Annotated in this window: 13 protein-coding genes; 1 reads left to right on the forward strand and 12 read right to left on the reverse strand. The window is 51.8% G+C overall.

The features are described 5' to 3' along the window. Window positions 1-266: 266 nt before the first annotated feature. Together QZ311_RS07625 and QZ311_RS07630 are read right to left on the reverse strand one after the other, a co-directional pair. Window positions 267-3,335: an endo-1,4-beta-xylanase gene (locus tag QZ311_RS07625; protein WP_297066233.1), complete on the reverse strand. Its 3,069-nt coding sequence runs from the start codon at window positions 3,333-3,335 to the stop codon at window positions 267-269. 130 nt (window positions 3,336-3,465) lie between these two features. Then, the gene (locus QZ311_RS07630) at window positions 3,466-4,710 is read right to left on the reverse strand and encodes a pitrilysin family protein (protein ID WP_297066235.1); all 1,245 of its coding nucleotides are present in this window, start codon (window positions 4,708-4,710) and stop codon (window positions 3,466-3,468) included. A gap of 113 nt (window positions 4,711-4,823) precedes the next feature. Between QZ311_RS07630 and QZ311_RS07635 the strand changes: the two genes are divergently transcribed. Then, entirely contained in the window at window positions 4,824-7,442 is a 2,619-nt protein-coding gene (locus QZ311_RS07635; RefSeq protein ID WP_297066238.1) for a valine--tRNA ligase, read from the forward strand. A gap of 84 nt (window positions 7,443-7,526) precedes the next feature. Here QZ311_RS07635 and QZ311_RS07640 read toward each other — a convergent pair whose 3' ends face one another. From QZ311_RS07640 to QZ311_RS07685, 10 genes are all read right to left on the reverse strand, one after another. Then, window positions 7,527-8,042, reverse strand: coding sequence for a ferritin (locus QZ311_RS07640; RefSeq protein WP_297066241.1), 516 nt, complete (start codon window positions 8,040-8,042; stop codon window positions 7,527-7,529). Window positions 8,043-8,145: 103 nt separating this feature from the next. Then, window positions 8,146-9,441, reverse strand: a complete 1,296-nt coding sequence (gene argH / locus QZ311_RS07645) for an argininosuccinate lyase (protein WP_297066244.1) — start codon at window positions 9,439-9,441, stop codon at window positions 8,146-8,148. Between the two features lie 34 nt (window positions 9,442-9,475). Further along, entirely contained in the window at window positions 9,476-10,543 is a 1,068-nt protein-coding gene (locus QZ311_RS07650) for a M20/M25/M40 family metallo-hydrolase (RefSeq protein WP_297066247.1), read from the reverse strand. Window positions 10,544-10,554: 11 nt separating this feature from the next. Further along, the gene (gene argB / locus QZ311_RS07655; RefSeq protein WP_297066250.1) at window positions 10,555-11,331 is read right to left on the reverse strand and encodes an acetylglutamate kinase; all 777 of its coding nucleotides are present in this window, start codon (window positions 11,329-11,331) and stop codon (window positions 10,555-10,557) included. A 16-nt stretch (window positions 11,332-11,347) separates the two neighbouring features. Then, window positions 11,348-12,301: an acetylornithine carbamoyltransferase gene (locus QZ311_RS07660; protein WP_297066253.1), complete on the reverse strand. Its 954-nt coding sequence runs from the start codon at window positions 12,299-12,301 to the stop codon at window positions 11,348-11,350. 53 nt (window positions 12,302-12,354) lie between these two features. After that, window positions 12,355-13,503 carry an aminotransferase class III-fold pyridoxal phosphate-dependent enzyme gene (locus QZ311_RS07665; protein WP_297066256.1) on the reverse strand — a complete coding sequence of 383 codons (1,149 nt, stop codon included), beginning with the start codon at window positions 13,501-13,503 and terminating at the stop codon, window positions 12,355-12,357. A gap of 182 nt (window positions 13,504-13,685) precedes the next feature. After that, window positions 13,686-14,648 carry an N-acetyl-gamma-glutamyl-phosphate reductase gene (argC, locus tag QZ311_RS07670; RefSeq protein WP_297066259.1) on the reverse strand — a complete coding sequence of 321 codons (963 nt, stop codon included), beginning with the start codon at window positions 14,646-14,648 and terminating at the stop codon, window positions 13,686-13,688. Between the two features lie 7 nt (window positions 14,649-14,655). Continuing rightward, entirely contained in the window at window positions 14,656-15,864 is a 1,209-nt protein-coding gene (gene argG / locus QZ311_RS07675; protein ID WP_297066261.1) for an argininosuccinate synthase, read from the reverse strand. Between the two features lie 127 nt (window positions 15,865-15,991). Beyond that, window positions 15,992-16,609: a GNAT family N-acetyltransferase gene (locus QZ311_RS07680; protein ID WP_297066264.1), complete on the reverse strand. Its 618-nt coding sequence runs from the start codon at window positions 16,607-16,609 to the stop codon at window positions 15,992-15,994. Window positions 16,610-16,816: 207 nt separating this feature from the next. Continuing rightward, window positions 16,817-18,538, reverse strand: coding sequence for a RagB/SusD family nutrient uptake outer membrane protein (locus tag QZ311_RS07685; protein WP_297066267.1), 1,722 nt, complete (start codon window positions 18,536-18,538; stop codon window positions 16,817-16,819). Window positions 18,539-18,555 lie beyond the last annotated feature (17 nt).

Raw genomic sequence — 18,555 nt, forward strand, 5'->3', positions numbered from 1 at the left:
GTTTCTTATCTTTAGGATTAAAATAAATTTTGCAATTACAAATTTACATATAAATCGCAAAAAATCCACTTCCTGTATGATAAAAAGGTCGATGTGGCTGAAATTTTTTAGCATTTATGCTGTGTATTGGTTCATGGCTGGGATATTTCTGTCATAGCTGTGTTGCCGACAAATCAACCGTCCTGTCAGAACCTACGGCATTTACGTGGTTCTGACAGGACGGCTGATTTATGCGCGGGTGCTACGTGGGTGACTTGACAGGTCTTTTATCTGCGGATTTCCTTTGAATTGATGATAGTGCCGTCAGAGTGAAGTTCACGTTTGATGACGAGCCCTTTGTAGTCAGCCGTGACACGCATTCCCTGAATGTTGTAGTATTCGCAGTTTACGACCTCTGTGTCATAGCCGGTCTCGATGTCTTCGATTGCCGACTTATTTTCAGACTGCATGCGCAGTGCGGCATGTACGGCATAGTATGCTTCTTTGGGACGCATCTGTCCGTCGTAGATCAGCGGGTTGTTGTCTCTCCATGAATCCGGGTCGGAGATTCCCCAGAGAAGCACTGACTGACAGTTGGTCTGCATGAGCGCACCGTTGACGAGCGCACCGAAGTCTGTGGCCTGAATCTTGGCTGCATCAGGAGATTTCGGGTCGGCCTGCGCGATGTCAAGTTCGGTGATGGCACATTCAAGTCCGAGCTCCTGATAGCGGCGGATATTAGCCACGAGCTTGTCGATTTTCAGTTCGCCTGTAGTGAAATGGCATTGCAGTCCGACTCCGTGGAGGGGCACACCCTTTGAAAGTAGATATTTGGCAAGGTTATAGAGGGCTTCGGATTTAGGCTCGCCCATGAACTCCGCACCATATTCGTTGATAAAGAGCTTTGCCTCCGGATCGGTCCGGTGGGCGTATTTGAATGCCTTTTCGATGAAATCGCTGCCGATGGCTGTTTCCCAAACGGAAGTGCGCAGAGTGAATGCGTCCGGATCGACGCGCACGGCGCTCTGGTCGTCAGAGAGCATCTCGTTGACCACGTCCCATTCGTCGACGCGTCCCTTGTAGTGGCCGGCCACGGTTTCGATATGGTTTTCCATTATGGCAAGGAGTTCCTCGCGCGAATAGTTGCGGTCATTCTTCTTGCCGTCTGACGACACCCATTTCGGGCACTGGGAGTGCCATACGAGGGTGTGGCCGCGCATATACATGGAGTGTTTTTCGGCAAAATCCACAATCCGGTCTGCGCCACTGAAATCAAAGCGGCCTCTTTCTGGCTGTATGGTCTCGAATTTCATCTCGTTCTCGGCGACAAGCATGTTGAACTGTTCGGCCATTGCCTTTACCTTCGGGCTGTTTTCATCGTTGATGTCGTAGCGCCACACTGAAGCAGCCACACCGATACGTTTGCCGGCCTGCCGTGCATATTCACACAGCGGAGTCGGGTCGTTGTAGTCGGGTTCGTAGTTGACATAGTAGTCCGTGTTGTCGGTATTGTCCTCGCTGTCATCGTCAATCTCCTTGTCCCCCTGACCGGAGTAGTTTGTGGAAGTGACGGTTGCTTTCAGAGTGTAGATTCCGTCGGTGATTTCCTCATCCACTTTCCAGCTGCACACTTTGGGATACTGTATACGGAAGGTCCATTCGATGTCGTTGAGAGATGTCTTTCCGGCTGCCTTTATGAGAGTAAAGCTGTCGCCCTGTCTGAGCGAATGGTTTTCAGGTACGATGAGTTCGATGACAGGAGTTTTGTCCGATGGCTGGAATGAAGCGGTGATGTTGTAGTAGCTTATATTTCCGGCGATGTCGATGCAGTCAGAACTGTCACCGCCTTCGATTTTCATTTTTAGCCTTGATGTTGGACGCAGGCGCAGGTCGGGTTTGTTGACACCTGTAAAATCGGCGATGTAAAGTGTTGCGGGGTTGTCTGTGCCCGGTGCGAGAATACCGTAGATGTCAGTCAAACCGGCGATGTTGCCCGAGCCTCCGAGACATGCCCCGGGATAGACGGTGACAGCCGCCGACGAGTTTGACGCGCATCCGATAGCTCCTGAGAGACCTTTGGCTTTAGCTTCGTCCACGTCATTGCCGATGATGACCTTGCCATCGATGACCGACAGCGCGCCGGTGATATTGTTGGTGTTTCCGGTTATGGTGTATGTCCCTTTTCCTTCCTTTATGATTCCCACTTTGGAGTTGCCTGTGGCGGAAATCTGTCCGGCAAGTTCGGAGTCATAGCCAGAGTGTCCGACGGCATAATAGACACGATAGGAGCTGTTTTTGTAATATCCTGTGATGTTGCTGCCTTTTTCAGTGGTGAGAGTGCCTATGCGGTAGCCTCTGGCGGTGTTGTTTGACTCGGCCGAGAGTGTAGCTCCGTCGTGAAGTGTCACCGAATTGTTTTCCCAGATGGTTGTGATGTTGTTGCGTGAGATTGATTCAGAGATGTTGTCGGAGTCGAATTTCTTTCCGCCGTGGGCGAGAATCAGACCATAGAAACCGGCCTTGACCGACGGGTTGACATCGGGATAAGGGTAAATGTGTATGTCACCGGTATATTCACTCCAGTCGGGGTGCATCGCTCCCTTTTCGTTTCCGAGATAGGAGCGTTCGCCTCCGCAGTGGAGATTCAGGCGGCCTTCGCCCATGAGGTCGGATGTCCAGTAAGTGTAGCGCGAGGTGTAGACGTTGAGATGCCGGTCCTTGGGTATATTGATTGGGGTGGAGTAGCGGGTGTAGTTTGACGATGTGCTGGATGGATCGCTGAAATTCAGCTCGCCGCTCTCATGGATTATGAAATCGTCATATTTCGACGTGAGTACCACGTTGTCTATATAATAGTCGGTGTTCTCCGAATTGTATCCAAGCCTTAGCGCCGTCGAGGTGTTTCCCTCCGAGGGTGCAGATAGTGCATAGCTCTTTTCCATCCATGTTGCCTTGGGCCCTTGGGACGGCCATCCGTCATCCTCATAGAGCTTGTCGTTTCCGAGGATTGCGTCAAAGTGTTTCCATTCCTCGCAGGGGTCGTTGGCATCGCGATAGACCATGAGGCTTACTGACGCGAAAGTGTCGGTCAGCCGTGCTCCCGCATATTCATCGGGAAGCGTGAATTCGACATAGTCATTCCAGCCCTTGAGCGTGATGTGGAGCACTTTGTTGGCCGGATTTGCGGGGTCGGCTTCCACTATGGCCGTCGATGGCGATTCGCCTCCGTAGAAATTCCATACCCGGAAAGCATGTCCTATCTCGTAATTCTCAAAATCGCACACAGTGAACGGTGTGCCAAAAGCATTCGCGGAGCATAGAAGCGTACCGAAAACGCATGACAAAATTTTTTTCATGGGTGTTGTTGTGATGAATACTTCAGATGTTAAGTATATGCAAAGATATATATTGGCATTCCAACACGAAAACACCCCGTGGGATTTGGGATTTGAATGTTACAGATGGATAACGATTTGAGACATGTGCTTATTTCAGCGTCAGCCGTGAGCTTTCGGCAAGTGGACGGGCTGCGGCGAGGATGCTTTCAGGGGTGATTGCTTGGACGGCTTCAATGGTTTCACGAAGTGTGCGCGTAGTGCCACGGTAGAGCATGTTCCGGCCCATAGAGATTGCCACCTGCTCGGAGTTGACCGACCCTACCGTAAGCTGGCCGATAAACTGGCGTTTGGCCGCTTCGAGTTTGCGCTGGCTGAACGGTGTGTCGACAAGTGGAAGGATGACACGGTCGATGAGCCGGAGGCAGCGTTTCACATCGTCGGGGTCACACCCGAAATAGATGGTGAGCAAACCGTTGTCGCTCATCATTGATGTCGATGCGTCAATCGTGTAGACAAGTCCGTGGCGTTCGCGCAAGGCTACGTTGAGCAATGAGTTCATTCCCGGACCGCCGATTATATTGGCCAGAAGTGACAGGTCGAGACGGTTGGGGGAGAGAAGGCCGGGTATCCGTGTGCCGATGACTGTGTGGGCCTGAAATGATTCCCGGCTGTCGTTTGTGCGTGAGAAAGTCGGGTTGATGCGCGGGATTTCGCGGTCTAAAGGTTTGTCGTGGCGGGTGAATCCCTTGAAATGTTTTTCAGCAAGTGAAAACACCTTCTCAGGTGCGGTCGGCCCTGAATAGAAAAAGACTGTCCGCCCCGGGGTGAAACGATCTTCGAGCCATTTCCTGCAGGTCGAACTGTCAAAACGGCTGAGTGATTCGCGTGTGCCGAGTATGTTGTGTGACAGCGATGAGCCTTCATATATTATATCTTCAAAATCATCGAAAATGGCATCGGCCGGGGTGTCGAGATAAGTGTCGATTTCTTCGCCTACGACAAGCTTTTCTTTTGCGAGTTCCGCTTCAGGGAAATTTGCATCGATAACCATTTCTGCAATAAGCGACAGCGCCCTTTCAAGATGTCCGGCAGGAAAGGTCGAATAGATGGCTGTTTCCTCTTTGGTCGTGTAGGCGTTTAGCTCTCCTCCGACAAGCTCCATGCGGTCGCGCACGAATGCCGCGCGGTGGCTGCCGGTCCCTTTGAATATGGTATGCTCTACAAAATGGGCAAGTCCATGTATTTCAGGACTCTCGTCGCGGCTGCCGGCGTTGATTACCACTCCGCAGTGTTCGACCGGGAGTCGGGTTGTGGATGCCACGATGCGCATGCCGTTGGGGAGAGTGTGATATTGAATTGCAGTGTCTGTCATTTCGAATTTGATATGAGCCATTTGTCAGGCGTGCAAAATTACAAAAAATCCATGCTAACTCTCAGTGGGTTCGGCTATTTTTTGTAATTTTGCACCATTATTCTGAAAAATAACCCTTCATATTACAAGCTTTTATGGAAGAATTAGCTACGAAGTATGATCCTCGTGCCGTGGAAGACAAATGGTATGCCTACTGGATGCAGCACCGTCTGTTTCATTCCGAACCTGATGCACGTGAACCATATACAATCGTAATCCCACCACCAAATGTGACCGGTATACTCCACATGGGTCACATGCTTAACAATACAATTCAGGACATCCTTGTGCGCCGTGCTCGTCTCATGGGCAAAAACGCCCTGTGGGTTCCCGGCACTGACCACGCTGCAATTGCCACTGAGGCTAAGGTGGTCAACAAGCTTGCGCAGGAAGGCATAAAGAAGAGCGACCTTTCGCGCGAAGAGTTCCTCAGCCATGCGTGGGAATGGAAAGAGAAGCACGGCGGCATCATTCTTGAACAGCTCAAGAAGCTCGGTGCTTCATGTGACTGGGAGCGCACAGCGTTCACCATGGACGACATCCGTTCGCGCAGCGTCATCAAGGTGTTCGTCGATCTCTACCGCAAGGGTCTCATCTATCGTGGCAAGCGTATGGTCAACTGGGACCCCAAGGCCAAGACCGCTCTTTCGGACATCGAAGTGATATATAAGGAGGAGCATTCGAAGCTCTACTATCTCCGCTACAGGATTGTCGGTGAGGACGGATATGCCGTTGTGGCCACAACCCGCCCTGAGACAATCATGGGTGACACTGCAATGTGTATCAACCCCAACGACCCGAAGAACCAGCATCTTCGCGGCAAGAAGGTCATCGTGCCCCTTGTCAACCGTGAAATCCCTGTCATCGAGGATGATTACGTGGAGATTGACTTCGGTACAGGCTGCCTGAAGGTCACCCCGGCCCACGATATGAACGACAATATGCTCGGTGAGAAACATGGTCTTGAAACCATCGACATCTTCAACGATGACGCAACTGTCAGCGAGGCTGCCGGTATGTATGTCGGCATGGACCGTTTTGCCGTGCGTGAGCAGATTGCAAAGGATCTTGCAGAAGCCGGACTTATCGAAAAAATCGAGGAATATGAGAATAAGGTCGGATATTCCGAGCGCAACCCCGACACCGCTACCGAGCCGCGTCTGAGCGACCAGTGGTTCTTGAAGATGGAATCGCTTGCCGAGCCTGCGCTGAAGGCTGTGGATGAAGGCGTGATTAAGTTTGTGCCCGATAAATTCAAGACCACCTACGACCGCTGGCTTATCGATATCCGCGACTGGTGTATCTCGCGTCAGCTCTGGTGGGGTCACCGTGTGCCCGCTTGGTATCTCCCCGACGGTTCGTTTGTCGTAGCCGAGACCGCCGACGAGGCTCTGTCGCTTGCCCGTGAAAAGGATGCGGCTCTCACTGCTGCTGATCTCCGTCAGGACGAGGATTGCCTCGACACTTGGTTCTCGTCATGGCTCTGGCCTATCTCGCTGTTCAACGGTGTTCTTGAACCTGACAACGAGGAAATCAAATACTACTATCCGACTGCTGACCTCGTGACCGGTCCTGACATCATCTTCTTCTGGGTAGCCCGCATGATTATGGCAGGATATGAGTGCATGGGTAAGCAGCCGTTCAACAATGTCTACTTCACCGGTATTGTCCGCGACGAAATCGGCCGTAAGATGTCGAAACAGTTCGGCAATTCGCCCGATCCTCTTGAACTCATCGCTGACTATGGCGCTGACGGTGTCCGCATGGGCATCATGCTTTCAGCTCCTGCCGGCAACGATATTTTCTTCGACAAGAAACTCTGCGAGAACGGACGTAACTTCTGCAACAAAATCTGGAATGCCTTCCGTCTCGTCAAGGGCTGGGAGGTTGACGATACAATCGAACAGCCCGAAAGCTCACGCAAGGCCGTCGAGTGGTTCAACTCGAAGTTGTCGGAGGCCGTGGCTGAAATCAACGATTCGTTTGACAAGTTCCGCATATCCGAGGCGCTCATGACCACCTATCGTCTCTTCCGCGACGAATTCTCGTCTTGGTATCTTGAGATGGTCAAGCCGGACTATCAGAAGCCTATCGACCGTGCCGGCTATGAGGCCACAATCGGATTCTTCGATTCGCTCCTCCGCCTGCTCCACCCCTACATGCCGTTTATCACCGAAGAGCTCTGGCAGCATCTCGGTGAACGTCGCGAGGGTGAGTCAATCATGTATGCCTCGATGCCGGTGGCAGGTGTGGCGGACGCAAAGATTCTTGCCGATATGGAGATGGTCAAGGAAGTGATCAACGGTGTCCGCGGTGTCCGTGCGCAGCGCAACATCCCTTCGCGCGACGCTCTTCAGCTCAACATCGTCGGCTCGTCAATTCCGATGGAGGCTGTGGCCGTTAAGCTCGGCAATCTTTCAGGTATAGCGACCGTGACGGAAAAAGACCCTGCAGCGGCTTCATTCCTTGTCGGTACGACTGAATTCAACATCCCCTTGCTGAATAACATGGATGTCGAGGCTGAGATTGCCAAGCTCACCAAGGAACTCGATTACCTCCGCGGTTTCCGCACGTCGGTTGAGAAGAAGCTCTCCAATGAGCGTTTTGTCAACAATGCGCCTGCAGCCGTTGTCGATGGCGAACGTAAGAAGCTCGCAGATGCGACTTCTAAAATCGAGTCTATCGAGGCTACGATTGCCGCTCTCAAAGGTTGATAGCCATATAGCATTATAAAAAAGAAACGCCTTGCAGATTGTCTGCGAGGCGTTTCTTTTATAATGCCGGTAGTTTTATCCGATTTATTCGGCGAGGGCAGCCGGGGCGGTATATGTACGCGCTCCAAGCTCCTGATCGAGCATATAGAGACCCATGCCGTTGTCACCGATAAGAGAGAACTTGTCGATGAGGGTGCGGCAGTTGTCTTCCTCTTCCACCTGTTCGCTGACGAACCAGTTGAGACGGTCGCGGGTAGCGTAGTCCTTTTCGGCTTCAGCGAGTGAATAGAGGTCGTTGATAAGAGCGGTTACTTTCTTCTCATGTTCAAGTGTAGCCTTGAATGCTTCAAGAGGAGATGCCCATGTGGTGGGTACTGCATCAATAGGTTTGAGGACGACACGGCCACCACGCTGGTTGACATAGTTCATGAAGATTGTGGCATGGGCCTGTTCTTCCTGAAATTGGATTTTGAACCAGTTGGCAACGCCGGGCATACCTTCGGCTTCAAAATGAAGGGCCATTGAGAGATAAAGATATGCGCTCCAGAACTCAGCATTGATCTGAGCGTTGATGGCATCCTGAACTTTAGTGTTTAGCATACGAAATAATGATTTATGCGGTTAGAATTTCGAAAGGCAAAAATACAGACTTTTTGTAAGAAACAAATCCTCGAGGTGAAAGTTTTTTACAACGAAGCTGTATTTATCGGCCGATCTTATCGTAAAGCTTCTGGAATTTAAGTGCGATTTCAGCTGTGCAGAGATTGTTGATTGAACCGACATGGGTGTGGTGGACATCGCGCACAGGTTTGTATGTACCGTTTTGTACTTCGAGCCCTACTTTCTTGTATGCTTCGCGGAATGGCATGCCGGAGAGGACGAGACGGTTGACTTCCTCGACGGTGAAGAGGTAGTCATAGCGCGGATCGTCGATGATGTCGCGTTTCACACGGATGTGTTGGAGCATGAAATCAGCCATGTCCAGACATTGTGTCATCTCGGTTGTGGCCGGGAAGATGATGTCTTTGAGCAATTGCAGATCGCGGTTGTAGCCGAGGGGGAGATTGGCCGTCAGAAGTGCGATTTCATTTTGGATTGACTGAAGACGGTTGCATTTTCCGCGCATGATTTCAAACACGTCGGGGTTTTTCTTGTGGGGCATGATTGACGACCCTGTGGTTAGCTCGTCGGGGAACGAGATAAAACCGAAGTTCTGACACATCCACATGCACACATCCATTGCCAGATGTCCGAGTGTCGATGCGATGGCGCTGATTGCCATCGAGGCCGCACGCTCTGTTTTTCCGCGCGACATCTGGGCTGCAACAACGTTGTAGTGGAGAGTCTCGAATCCAAGCAGGCGGGTTGTCATCTCGCGGTCGAGGGGAAACGACGAGCCGTAGCCGGCAGCTGAACCGAGGGGATTCTGGTTGGCGACATTGTAGGCAGCCACAAGCATCTGCATATCATCCACGAGCGACTCTGCATATGCGCCGAACCACAGTCCGAACGACGACGGCATTGCCACTTGCAGATGGGTGTAGCCCGGCATGAGTACATCCTTATATTCCTCGCTGAGCGACTGCAGACGGTCGAAGAGCCTTTTGACGGCTTCGGCAAGGTTCTTGAGTTCGTCGCGCATGAAGAGTTTGAGGTCGACCAGCACCTGATCGTTGCGTGAGCGTCCGGAATGAATCTTTTTCCCTACATCACCTAACTTGGCGGTGAGCATGAATTCGACTTGGGAATGTACATCCTCAACTCCGGGTTCGATGGTGAACTCACCGCGCTCAATGACTTCGGCGATTTCTCCGAGAGCCTTGAGCAGGACTTCGAGCTCATCGGCTGAAAGGAGTCCGATGCTTTCAAGCATTTTGATATGTGCCATAGAGCCTTGGACATCATAGCGTGCCAGACGGAGGTCAAGTTCGCGGTCGTTGCCGACGGTGAATTCCTCAATCATTTTATCGGGTTCGAATCCCTTGCTCCAAAGTTTCATTGTATAATATATGTGGGGATGTTTTTAATTCTTATTATAATGATAGTGATTCAATGAGACGGCGGTATAGCGGGATGGCTGTCTCTATTTCGGAAATCAGCACGAATTCATCGGCTGAATGGCTTCGAGATGACTGGCCCGGTCCGATTTTAAGCGACGGGAAGTCATACATGAGCGACATGTCGCTTGTAGTCGGTGAGACGAAGGTCTCACACCCGAGTGCGGTCGCAGCCCTGACGAGAGGATGGCTTTCGTCGATGACTGATGCGCGTACGCGGGTCGAACGAGGTGTCAGGGTGGAGTATTCCACCGTTTCGCGCAGTAGGCCGACGGTCTCCTCATTGCTGAAAGCATCTGTAGTGCGAATGTCGACCACCCAATTGCATTTGTCAGGGATGGCATTGTGCTGCCATCCGGCGTTTATCTGGGTGATATTGACGCTTATCGGTCCGAGGATTGATGATTCCTTTGGGAAACGGAAAGCGCGCATCCGTTCGATATCGGACATAGCACGGTAAATGGCATTGATGCCTTCGCCACGCGCGGCGTGACCTGTCACACCTGCTGTCTCGCAGTCGAGCACGACGAGGCCGCGTTCGGCAATAGCCGCCTGCATCCCTGTCGGCTCTCCGACAATGGCACAGCTGACGGTGATTCCCTGCTCTTTGAGATGAGGGAGAAAGGCACGCATGCCGTTTTCGCCTCCGACCTCTTCCTCTGCGGTAATCGCCAGAAGCAGATTGAACGGCAGGGGTGCATTACGCAATTCAAGGAAGACTTCCATCAGCGCCACAGCCGATGCGCCTGCGTCATTGCTTCCGAGTCCATAGAGCCTGTCGCCTTCAATCGACGGTGTGAAGGGGTCGCGTGTATATGTTGCCGCCGGCTTCACAGTGTCGTGATGGGAGTTGAGCATGAGCGTCGGGCGGGAATTGTCAAATCCGTCCGACAAGGCATATATGTTGTTTCGGAAGCGCATTGGCGAAGCGCCTCTGCTTTGCAGTCGGTCATATATAATGGCGGCTGTGTCTTCTTCCTGACGTGAAAGAGACTGAGTGGCTATCAGCTCTGACAGAAGGCTTACGGCATCGGGGTGGTTCATCGTTGCGGAAGTTATTTTCTTATCACAGTACCACGGTCGGTGGTGAGAGCGTCGGAGTGCTTGATGGTGACACTGCTGACACCGGCATCAATTGCAGCAAAGGCATTGTCGATTTTCGGAATCATGCCCTTGTTGACAATATTTCTGGCTCGCAGGTCAGCGTAGATTTCGGGTGTAATCAGGCTGATGAGCGAATCGGGACGGTCGAGATCCTCCATTACACCCGGTTGCTCGAAACAGAAGATGAGTTCGGCAGGTGCGACCCTTGACGCGCCGATTGCCACCGATGATGCGATGGTGTCGGCATTGCAGTTGAGAAGTGTGCCGTTGCCGTCGTGGGTAATCGCGCAGTAGACAGGCGTGATACCGGCTTCGAGTAGGGATGCGATGAGGGATGAATTGACTCCCTCGGGCTTTATGTCGCCCACAAAGCCGTAGTCGATTGGTTCGGGATTACGGCGGGTGGCTTTTATGGCGTTGCCGTCAGCACCGGTGAGACCGATGGCATTGCATCCGGCTGCCTGAAGCATTGAGACGATGCGCTTGTTGACCAGTCCGGCGTAGACCATGGTGACCACATCGAGTGTCTCGCGTGTGGTGACGCGTCGTCCCTCAATCATGGTTGTGGGTATGTCGAGACGCGCGCTCATGCGGGTGGCTTCCTTGCCACCTCCGTGAACCAGAATCTTTTTGCCGGGAAGCTTGACGAAATCATTGACGAAACGGGCGAGTGCGTCGGGATTGTCGACGACGTTGCCTCCGATTTTTATAACTTTGATAGTCTCCATATCGGTCTGTCGGAAATCAGAGGCTTTCGAGGATGCGTTTGAGCACCACCTGTGCTGAAATCTCGCGGTTTGCAGCTTCGGGGATAACGATGCTGCGCTCCGATTCAATCACATCGTCGGTCACGATCATGTTGCGGCGTACAGGCAGACAGTGCATGAAAAATGCGTTGTCGGTGAGAGCCATCTTCTCTGTATCTACAGTCCAGTCGCGGTCTTTCGAGAGGATTTTGCCGTAGTTGGGGTCGGCGAATGCACTCCAGTTTTTCGCATAAACGAAATCTGCGCCTTCGAGAGCTTTACGCTGGTCGTATTCGACACGGGCTTTGCCTACGAACTCGGGTGCGAGCTCATAGCCGTGGGGATGTGTGATGACGAAATCATAGTCAGTGGCGTTCATCCATTCCGCGAATGAGTTGGGAACGGCCTGAGGAAGTGCTGAGGGATGGGGAGCCCATGTCATGACTACCTTGGGACGCTCTTTTGTCTTGAACTCCTCGATGGTGATGAGGTCGGCAAAGCTCTGGAGCGGATGGCGGGTTGCAGCTTCCATGCTGAACACCGGACGGCCTGAGTAGCGGATGAACTGGTTGATGACGCGCTCTTCGTAGTCCTCGGCCTTGTTTTTGAGTCCTGCAAATGCACGGACACCGATGACGTCGCAATATGAACCCATCACGGGGATTGCTTCAAGGAGATGTTCGGCCTTATCGCCGTCCATGATGACGCCACGTTCGGTCTCGAGTTTCCAAGCGCCCTGATTTACGTCGAGAACGATTACGTTCATGCCGAGATTCATGGCTGCTTTCTGTGTGCTGAGGCGTGTGCGCAGGCTGGAGTTGAAAAAAATCATCATCAGGGTCTTGTTTTTGCCGAGATGCTGATAGGCAAAGCGGTTGGCCTTGACTTCAAGGGCTTCTTTGACTGCGAGGTCAAGAGGACCGATATCTTTTACGTTGGTGAAGTTACGCATAGCTGGTTTGGGAGAAATTGATTTTAAGAAGAGAATTTAAATTTGGGGTATGATTATTCCTGCACTTCGGCGAGGACTTCCTTGAACGATTCGATGAAGCGCTTGGCGTGGGAACGCGGGAGCGACAGCGGAGGAAGAAGGCGCACGGTATGTTCGCCTGCGCCACCTGTGAAGATGTGCTTGTCGAAAAGCAGTTTTTTGCGGAGCTGTGAGGCAGAGCCTTTGATTTCAATTCCGATCATCAGTCCACGTCCGCGGATTTCAGTGATTTCGGGATTTGTGGCTGCAAGATGGTGGAGCTCTTCAAGCAGGTATTCACCGACAGCGGCGGCATTGGCTATCATGTTTTCGGTCTCCATCACATCGAGCACGGCTATTGCTGCTGCGCAGGCAAGATGGTTGCCGCCGAAGGTTGTGCCGAGCATGCCTTTGACAGCCTTGATGTGAGGTGCTATCAGGACTGCACCCATCGGGAAACCGTTGGCGATGCCTTTGGCGCAGGTGATGATGTCGGGGCGCACGCCTGTGTACTGGTGGGAGAAGAAGCGGCCTGTGCGTCCGTAGCCTGACTGGATTTCATCAAGAATCAGCAAAACTCCATATTTGTTGCAGAGTTTGCGCAGTTCCTGCATGAATTTGTCGTCGACCATGCGTATGCCGGCTACACCCTGAATCCCCTCGATGATGACAGCTGCGAATTCGCCGGTCGAAAGTTTGGCTTCGACGGCTTCGATGTCGTTGAGGGGTGCGAACTCTACGTTTTCAGTTGAGTTGAACGGTGCTTGGATTTTGGGATTGTCAGTCGCTGCTACTGCGCCCGATGTGCGTCCGTGGAACGCCTTGTCGAAGGCGAGAATCTTGCTCTTGCCGGTGTGGAACGACGCAAGTTTCATCGCGTTTTCATTTGCCTCCGCGCCTGAGTTGCAGAGGAAAAGGGCGTAGTCGTTGTAGCCTGACAGACGGCCAAGACGGTCGGCCAGTTTCTGTTGGAGTGAGTTCTGGACGGAATTCGAGTAGAATCCGAGTTTCGATACCTGTTCGGCTATGGCTGTCACATATGTGTGGTGGGCGTGACCGATCGAAATCACGGCATGGCCTCCATAGAGGTCAAGATATTCTGTCCCGTCTGCGGTGTAGACGTGGTTGCCGAGTCCGCGTACGGGTTCTATATCATATAATGAATATACGTCAAAGAGATTCATTTAGTATTAAGTATTAAGTATTAAGTGTTAAGTATTAGGTGTTAAGTGTAAAGTGTTGAGTATTAAGGATTAAGTCAGAGTGTGAAGTGTAAACGTTTTGCAATCAGGATTGATTAATCCTTCAAGCAAAGAACTTAATCCTTAATACTTAATCCTTAGTACTTAGCACTTAGCATTAAGTGCTAAAACGCTGACGGTTTTAGACGTAGACCCATGTCTTCGGGGAGTCCGCAGATGAGGTTGAAATTCTGTACGGCCTGACCGGATGCTCCCTTGAGCAGATTGTCGATAGCCGAGAGTATGAGCAGTTTACGTCCGTGTTTTTCGAGTGAGATGACGGCCTTGTTGGTGTTGACCACCTGCTTCAGATCGACTGGACGGTCAGACACATGTGTGAAGGGAGCGTCGGCATAGAAATCCTTGTAGAGCTTCACGGCTTCCTCGATAGAGAGGTCGGTGTCGATATAGCTCATTGCGAATATTCCGCGGGGGAAGTCGCCGCGCACGGGAACGAAGCTGATTTCTGCGTCGAATCCGGGTTGCAACTGCGCGAGGGTCTGGCGGATTTCGGCAAGATGCTGATGGCCGAATGCCTTGTAGACCGACAGATTGTCGTTGCGCCAGCTGAAATGTGTCGTAGCACCGGGTTTTACGCCTGCGCCGGTCGAGCCTGTAACGGCTGTCACATGCACCTCGCTGTCAAGTTTGCCGGCAGCTGCAAGCGGGAGGAGAGCCAGCTGGAGAGCGGTGGCGAAGCATCCCGGATTGGCTACCTTGGTGGCTTTGCGGATTGTTTCGCGTTTTGCCTCGGGAAGACCGTAGACATATCCGCAGCTTTCGTCGCGGTAGTCCTGTGCGAGGTCTACGATTTTCAGATTTTCGGGCATCTCGTTTTCTTCCCAGAATTTTTGGCTGAAACCGTGGCCCTGACAGAGGAAAAGCACGTCGATAGCCGAGAGGTCAAATGTCTCGGCAAAACGCAGGTCGGTGTCGCCGATAAGTCCTTCGTGGATTTCGCTGACTGGTTTTCCGGCGTTGCTCGATGAGTGGACAAACACTATTTCCGCCTCGGGATGGTTGATAAGGAGACGGAGGAGTTCGCCGGCTGTATAGCCGGCGCCTCCTATGATACCTATTTTTGCCATTTTCAGCTTACTCCTTGCCGTTGCGCTTCTGCACGTTGTGGTAAATCTTCATCTGATTGCCGAGGATTTTGGTGAATCCCTTGACATCGTCGGCGCTCCAAGCCTTGTTGACTTCGCCGTATTCACCGAAATCGGTCTTCATGAGGTCGAAGGGTGAATCAACGCCAACGAGTGTGTAGGAGTAGGGGCGGAGTGTCACTTCGACTGTTCCGGTCACATTGGCCTGAGAGCTTTCGAGGAATGCTTCCATGTCGCGCATCACTGGTTCGAGATACTGCGACTCGTGGAGGAACATGCCATACCATGTGCCGATCTGGTCTTTCCAATACTGCTGCCACTTGGTGAGAGTGTGCTTTTCGAGCATCTTGTGGGCGGCGATGATGAGGATCGGACCTGCGGCCTCGAAACCTACGCGGCCTTTGATGCCGATGATGGTGTCGCCGATGTGCATGTCGCGGCCGATGCCGTAGCGAGAGCCGAGGCGCTCGACTTCGCGGATAGCGTCGACTTTGTTGTCGTAGCGCTTGCCGTTGACGCTGACAATCTCGCCTTTTTCAAAACCGATTGTCATTTTCTCCTCGCCCTGCGCTGTCACCTGACTGGGATATGCGCTTTCGGGGAGGGTCTGTTCGGAGTGGAGTGTTTCTTTTCCGCCGATGCTTGTGCCCCAGAGACCCTTGTTGATTGAATATTCCATCTTTTTGAAATCGGCTTCGATGCCGTGTTTCTTCAGATAGTCTATTTCATATTCGCGTGTGAGCGTCATGTCGCGGGTCGGGGTGATGATTTCAATCTCCGGGGCGAGAATCTGGAAAGTGAGGTCGAAGCGCACCTGATCGTTTCCTGCGCCTGTCGAGCCGTGGGCCACGGCGTCAGCACCGATTTTCTTTGCATATTCGATGATGGCGATTGCTTGGAAAATGCGTTCTGAAGAGACGGAGATGGGGTATGTGCCATTGCGGAGCACATTGCCCGCAATCATATATTTGATGCTTTTGTCGTAGTAGTCGCTTGTGACATCGAGTGTGGCGTGAGAGGCCGCGCCGAGCTTGATGGCTTTTTCTTCAATAGACTTTAATTCCTCAGGTGAGAAACCGCCGGTGTTGGCGATGGCGGTGTGTACTTCATAGCCGAGGTCTTCTGAGAGATATTTTGCTGCAAATGATGTGTCAAGGCCACCACTGAAGGCGAGGACAACTTTTTTCTTCTTTTCCATTATTACTGATGTTTTTTTGTTTGTGTAATTTTTTAAGGCCGGAGTCCGGCAAATGGTTCAGGGAGCTGTAAGAGGCACGTGATATGCCGGTTTCCCACTGGCTTTGTGAATAGGGTGACTCCGGGCTCTATTTAAGATGAAGGAGTTTTTTGATACGGTTGTGGGCCCACATCATGTAGGGCGCACGTTTCGAGGGGCGTTCAAGTTTCGCTTTGGGATCGTAGAGCATTCCTGTGCACAGGCACATGCGTCGGTTGTTGCGCTGGAGAATGTCGTAGTTGACACAGCCCTTGCAACCGGCCCAAAATTCCTCGTCGTCAGTAAGTTCTGAAAAAGTCACCGGTTTGTAGCCCATCTGGGAGTTGAGTTTCATGACCGGGAGTGATGTCGTGATACTGAACAGTTTGGCAAAGGGGAAACGCAGACGCGCAAGTTCGAATGTCTTTGTTTTAATACGCGCGGCGAGCCCCAATCGTCGGAATTCCGGGTCCACGATAAGGCCTGAAGTGGCCACATAATCACCATGTTCCCAGCTCTCAATGTAACTGAAGCCGATGAGACGGTCATCACAGAGAGCGACGACAGCCTTTCCCCCGCGGATTTTCTGGGCGATGTATTCCGGTGTGCGCCGGGCGATACCCGTACCGCGCTGAAGGGCTGATTCATAGATGAGGGTGACAATCTGCTCGGCATACTTTGCATGCTCCTCTTCGGCAAATATCACCTTTATCTGATCATTGTTCATCTAACTGTTTTGTATGTGTAATAAATTATGAAATGATAAAATGTCTGCAAAATTACGAAATTAATATCAATATAATGCTAAAAGGGGTGTAAATTATGTTGGTTTAAACATTTTCTTAGGCTTAAGCTGTTAAAATAGTGCAAAAAAAGTGGCTGTGCCAAATGACACAGCCACTATAGTGTTGAAGCCGTTGCCGGCCCGTGTGGATTATTGACCTACGAGGGTTGGATCGGCCATCTTGTTATAGGTGAACTCTGCCTGAGGTATTGCTGCTCGCCAGCCGTTCATGAAGTCGGGCTGATATGTGGCGGCAACGGTAGTCGGATAGCTGCCCATGTTCTCGATATTGTCTTTGTCAAAGGCTTTGTATTCGATAACCTCGTTCCAGCGTTTGTAGTCAAACCAGTTGAAGCCTTCGCCCCAGAGCTCGAGGCGGCGCTGGAGTTTCACTTCGTCAAGAAGAGCCTCTCCTGAAGTGGCGGGGATGGTGTAGTTGGGGTCGCGTTTGGCCATCAGTTCTGTCAGACAGCTTACGGTTGTGCTGTAATCACTGTTGTGGTAGGCTGCCTCGGCTTCGATGAGAAGCATTTCACCTGCGCGCATGTAGGGAGGCCAGCATGAAGTATAGCCGTCAGGCAGACCTTGGAACTTGTACTGGATACCGATCGAGAGACCCTTGCTGTTGGTGGGGTAGATTCCCTTGATATCCTCGGGACGCAGTGATGCGAAACGTTTGCCGTATTCCTTTATAAAATCCCACATAGCCTTGTTCTTGCCTTTGGGGCTTGAGCCAGAGCCGGTGATTGAGATGCCGTATGTCTGATTAGAATAGTTGTTCGGATTGAAGAAGTCTTCTTCGGTGACACCATATTTGGCTGCTATTTCAGGAGCGTGCTTTACGCAGAGAGGTCCGAAGTAGAGCTGAGAGCGGACGTCGGTCTCGCTGAAGTGCTTGTAGAGCGAATACTGCATCGAACTGGTGTAGCCCCAGCTCTTGACATAATGTCCGTTGCATGCGTAGTGAGCACCAAAGCCCCAGTAATATATGCCTAAGGGATCCATAGCCGGGGCCCACATCCATTCGTCGTTTTCAGTGGAGAAGCCCGACAGATAATCTTTTTCCGACATGATGGTGTAGTCCTGACGTGCGTCGTGAGCCATCTTCTGTGCCGTCTTATAGTCATCTTTCAGAAGGGCGAGACGTGCGTAGATACCACGGGCCACATTCTCGTCGACAAAGAAGAGTTGGTTGCCGCGTTTCTTGGACGATTTCTCGAAGTAGGCGATTGCATCGTTGAGGTCTCTGTAGAGCTGGTCATAGACCTCGTTGCAGGTGCTGAACTGTTTTTCGTTTGGTTCGCCTGACTTGATGCGTAACACGATGCAATGTTTCTCACCGTTGTTCGAGTCGATCCAGCGTGGAGCATAGACTTGCATGAGGCGAGTGTAGGCGTGGGCACGCATGGTAAGTGCGGAGGCTTTCAGCCAAAGCTCGTTGTCGTTGGTCGGGTCTTCAGAAAGATTGGTCAGGATGGAATTTGCCGAGCCGATTATGGAATAGCAGTATTTATACATCCATGATGGCCACCAACCTATCGCGTAACGGAAGTTGGCAGGCTTGATGCCTGTACGCATATAGTTTGTAGCCTCTCCCACGTTGTTGTCAGGGCCGAGGGCCTCACCGTAGATATTGGCAAAGAATGTTTCGCCTGAAGCGTTGAGGTTGCCGTTCTTCAGGTCGTCGAACTGGCGCTGCATCTGGCGTACAAGGCCGGTTACAGCCGCGTTGGCTCCCTCCTCGGAAGTATTCACGGTCACAGAGGAGATATTTGTTATAGGTTCCTCGTTGAGGAAGTCGTCGCCGCATGAAACTAATGCCGGTGTCATCAGTGCCACTGCCAGACCACCGATAATATATCTATTTTTCATACTTTATATCTGTTTTA

It is taken from the genome of uncultured Duncaniella sp. (assembly GCF_910578445.1).
Lineage (GTDB): Bacteria > Bacteroidota > Bacteroidia > Bacteroidales > Muribaculaceae > Duncaniella.

What these genes read in the sequence shown, in the direction of transcription:
- QZ311_RS07625 (WP_297066233.1), bottom strand. Translation starts at nt 3,335, where the DNA reads ATGAAAAAAATTTTGTCATGCGTTTTCGGTACGCTTCTATGCTCCGCG.
- QZ311_RS07630 (WP_297066235.1), bottom strand. Translation starts at nt 4,710, where the DNA reads ATGGCTCATATCAAATTCGAAATGACAGACACTGCAATTCAATATCAC.
- QZ311_RS07635 (WP_297066238.1), top strand. Translation starts at nt 4,824, where the DNA reads ATGGAAGAATTAGCTACGAAGTATGATCCTCGTGCCGTGGAAGACAAA.
- QZ311_RS07640 (WP_297066241.1), bottom strand. Translation starts at nt 8,042, where the DNA reads ATGCTAAACACTAAAGTTCAGGATGCCATCAACGCTCAGATCAATGCT.
- argH (WP_297066244.1), bottom strand. Translation starts at nt 9,441, where the DNA reads ATGAAACTTTGGAGCAAGGGATTCGAACCCGATAAAATGATTGAGGAA.
- QZ311_RS07650 (WP_297066247.1), bottom strand. Translation starts at nt 10,543, where the DNA reads ATGAACCACCCCGATGCCGTAAGCCTTCTGTCAGAGCTGATAGCCACT.
- argB (WP_297066250.1), bottom strand. Translation starts at nt 11,331, where the DNA reads ATGGAGACTATCAAAGTTATAAAAATCGGAGGCAACGTCGTCGACAAT.
- QZ311_RS07660 (WP_297066253.1), bottom strand. Translation starts at nt 12,301, where the DNA reads ATGCGTAACTTCACCAACGTAAAAGATATCGGTCCTCTTGACCTCGCA.
- QZ311_RS07665 (WP_297066256.1), bottom strand. Translation starts at nt 13,503, where the DNA reads ATGAATCTCTTTGACGTATATTCATTATATGATATAGAACCCGTACGC.
- argC (WP_297066259.1), bottom strand. Translation starts at nt 14,648, where the DNA reads ATGGCAAAAATAGGTATCATAGGAGGCGCCGGCTATACAGCCGGCGAA.
- argG (WP_297066261.1), bottom strand. Translation starts at nt 15,864, where the DNA reads ATGGAAAAGAAGAAAAAAGTTGTCCTCGCCTTCAGTGGTGGCCTTGAC.
- QZ311_RS07680 (WP_297066264.1), bottom strand. Translation starts at nt 16,609, where the DNA reads ATGAACAATGATCAGATAAAGGTGATATTTGCCGAAGAGGAGCATGCA.
- QZ311_RS07685 (WP_297066267.1), bottom strand. Translation starts at nt 18,538, where the DNA reads ATGAAAAATAGATATATTATCGGTGGTCTGGCAGTGGCACTGATGACA.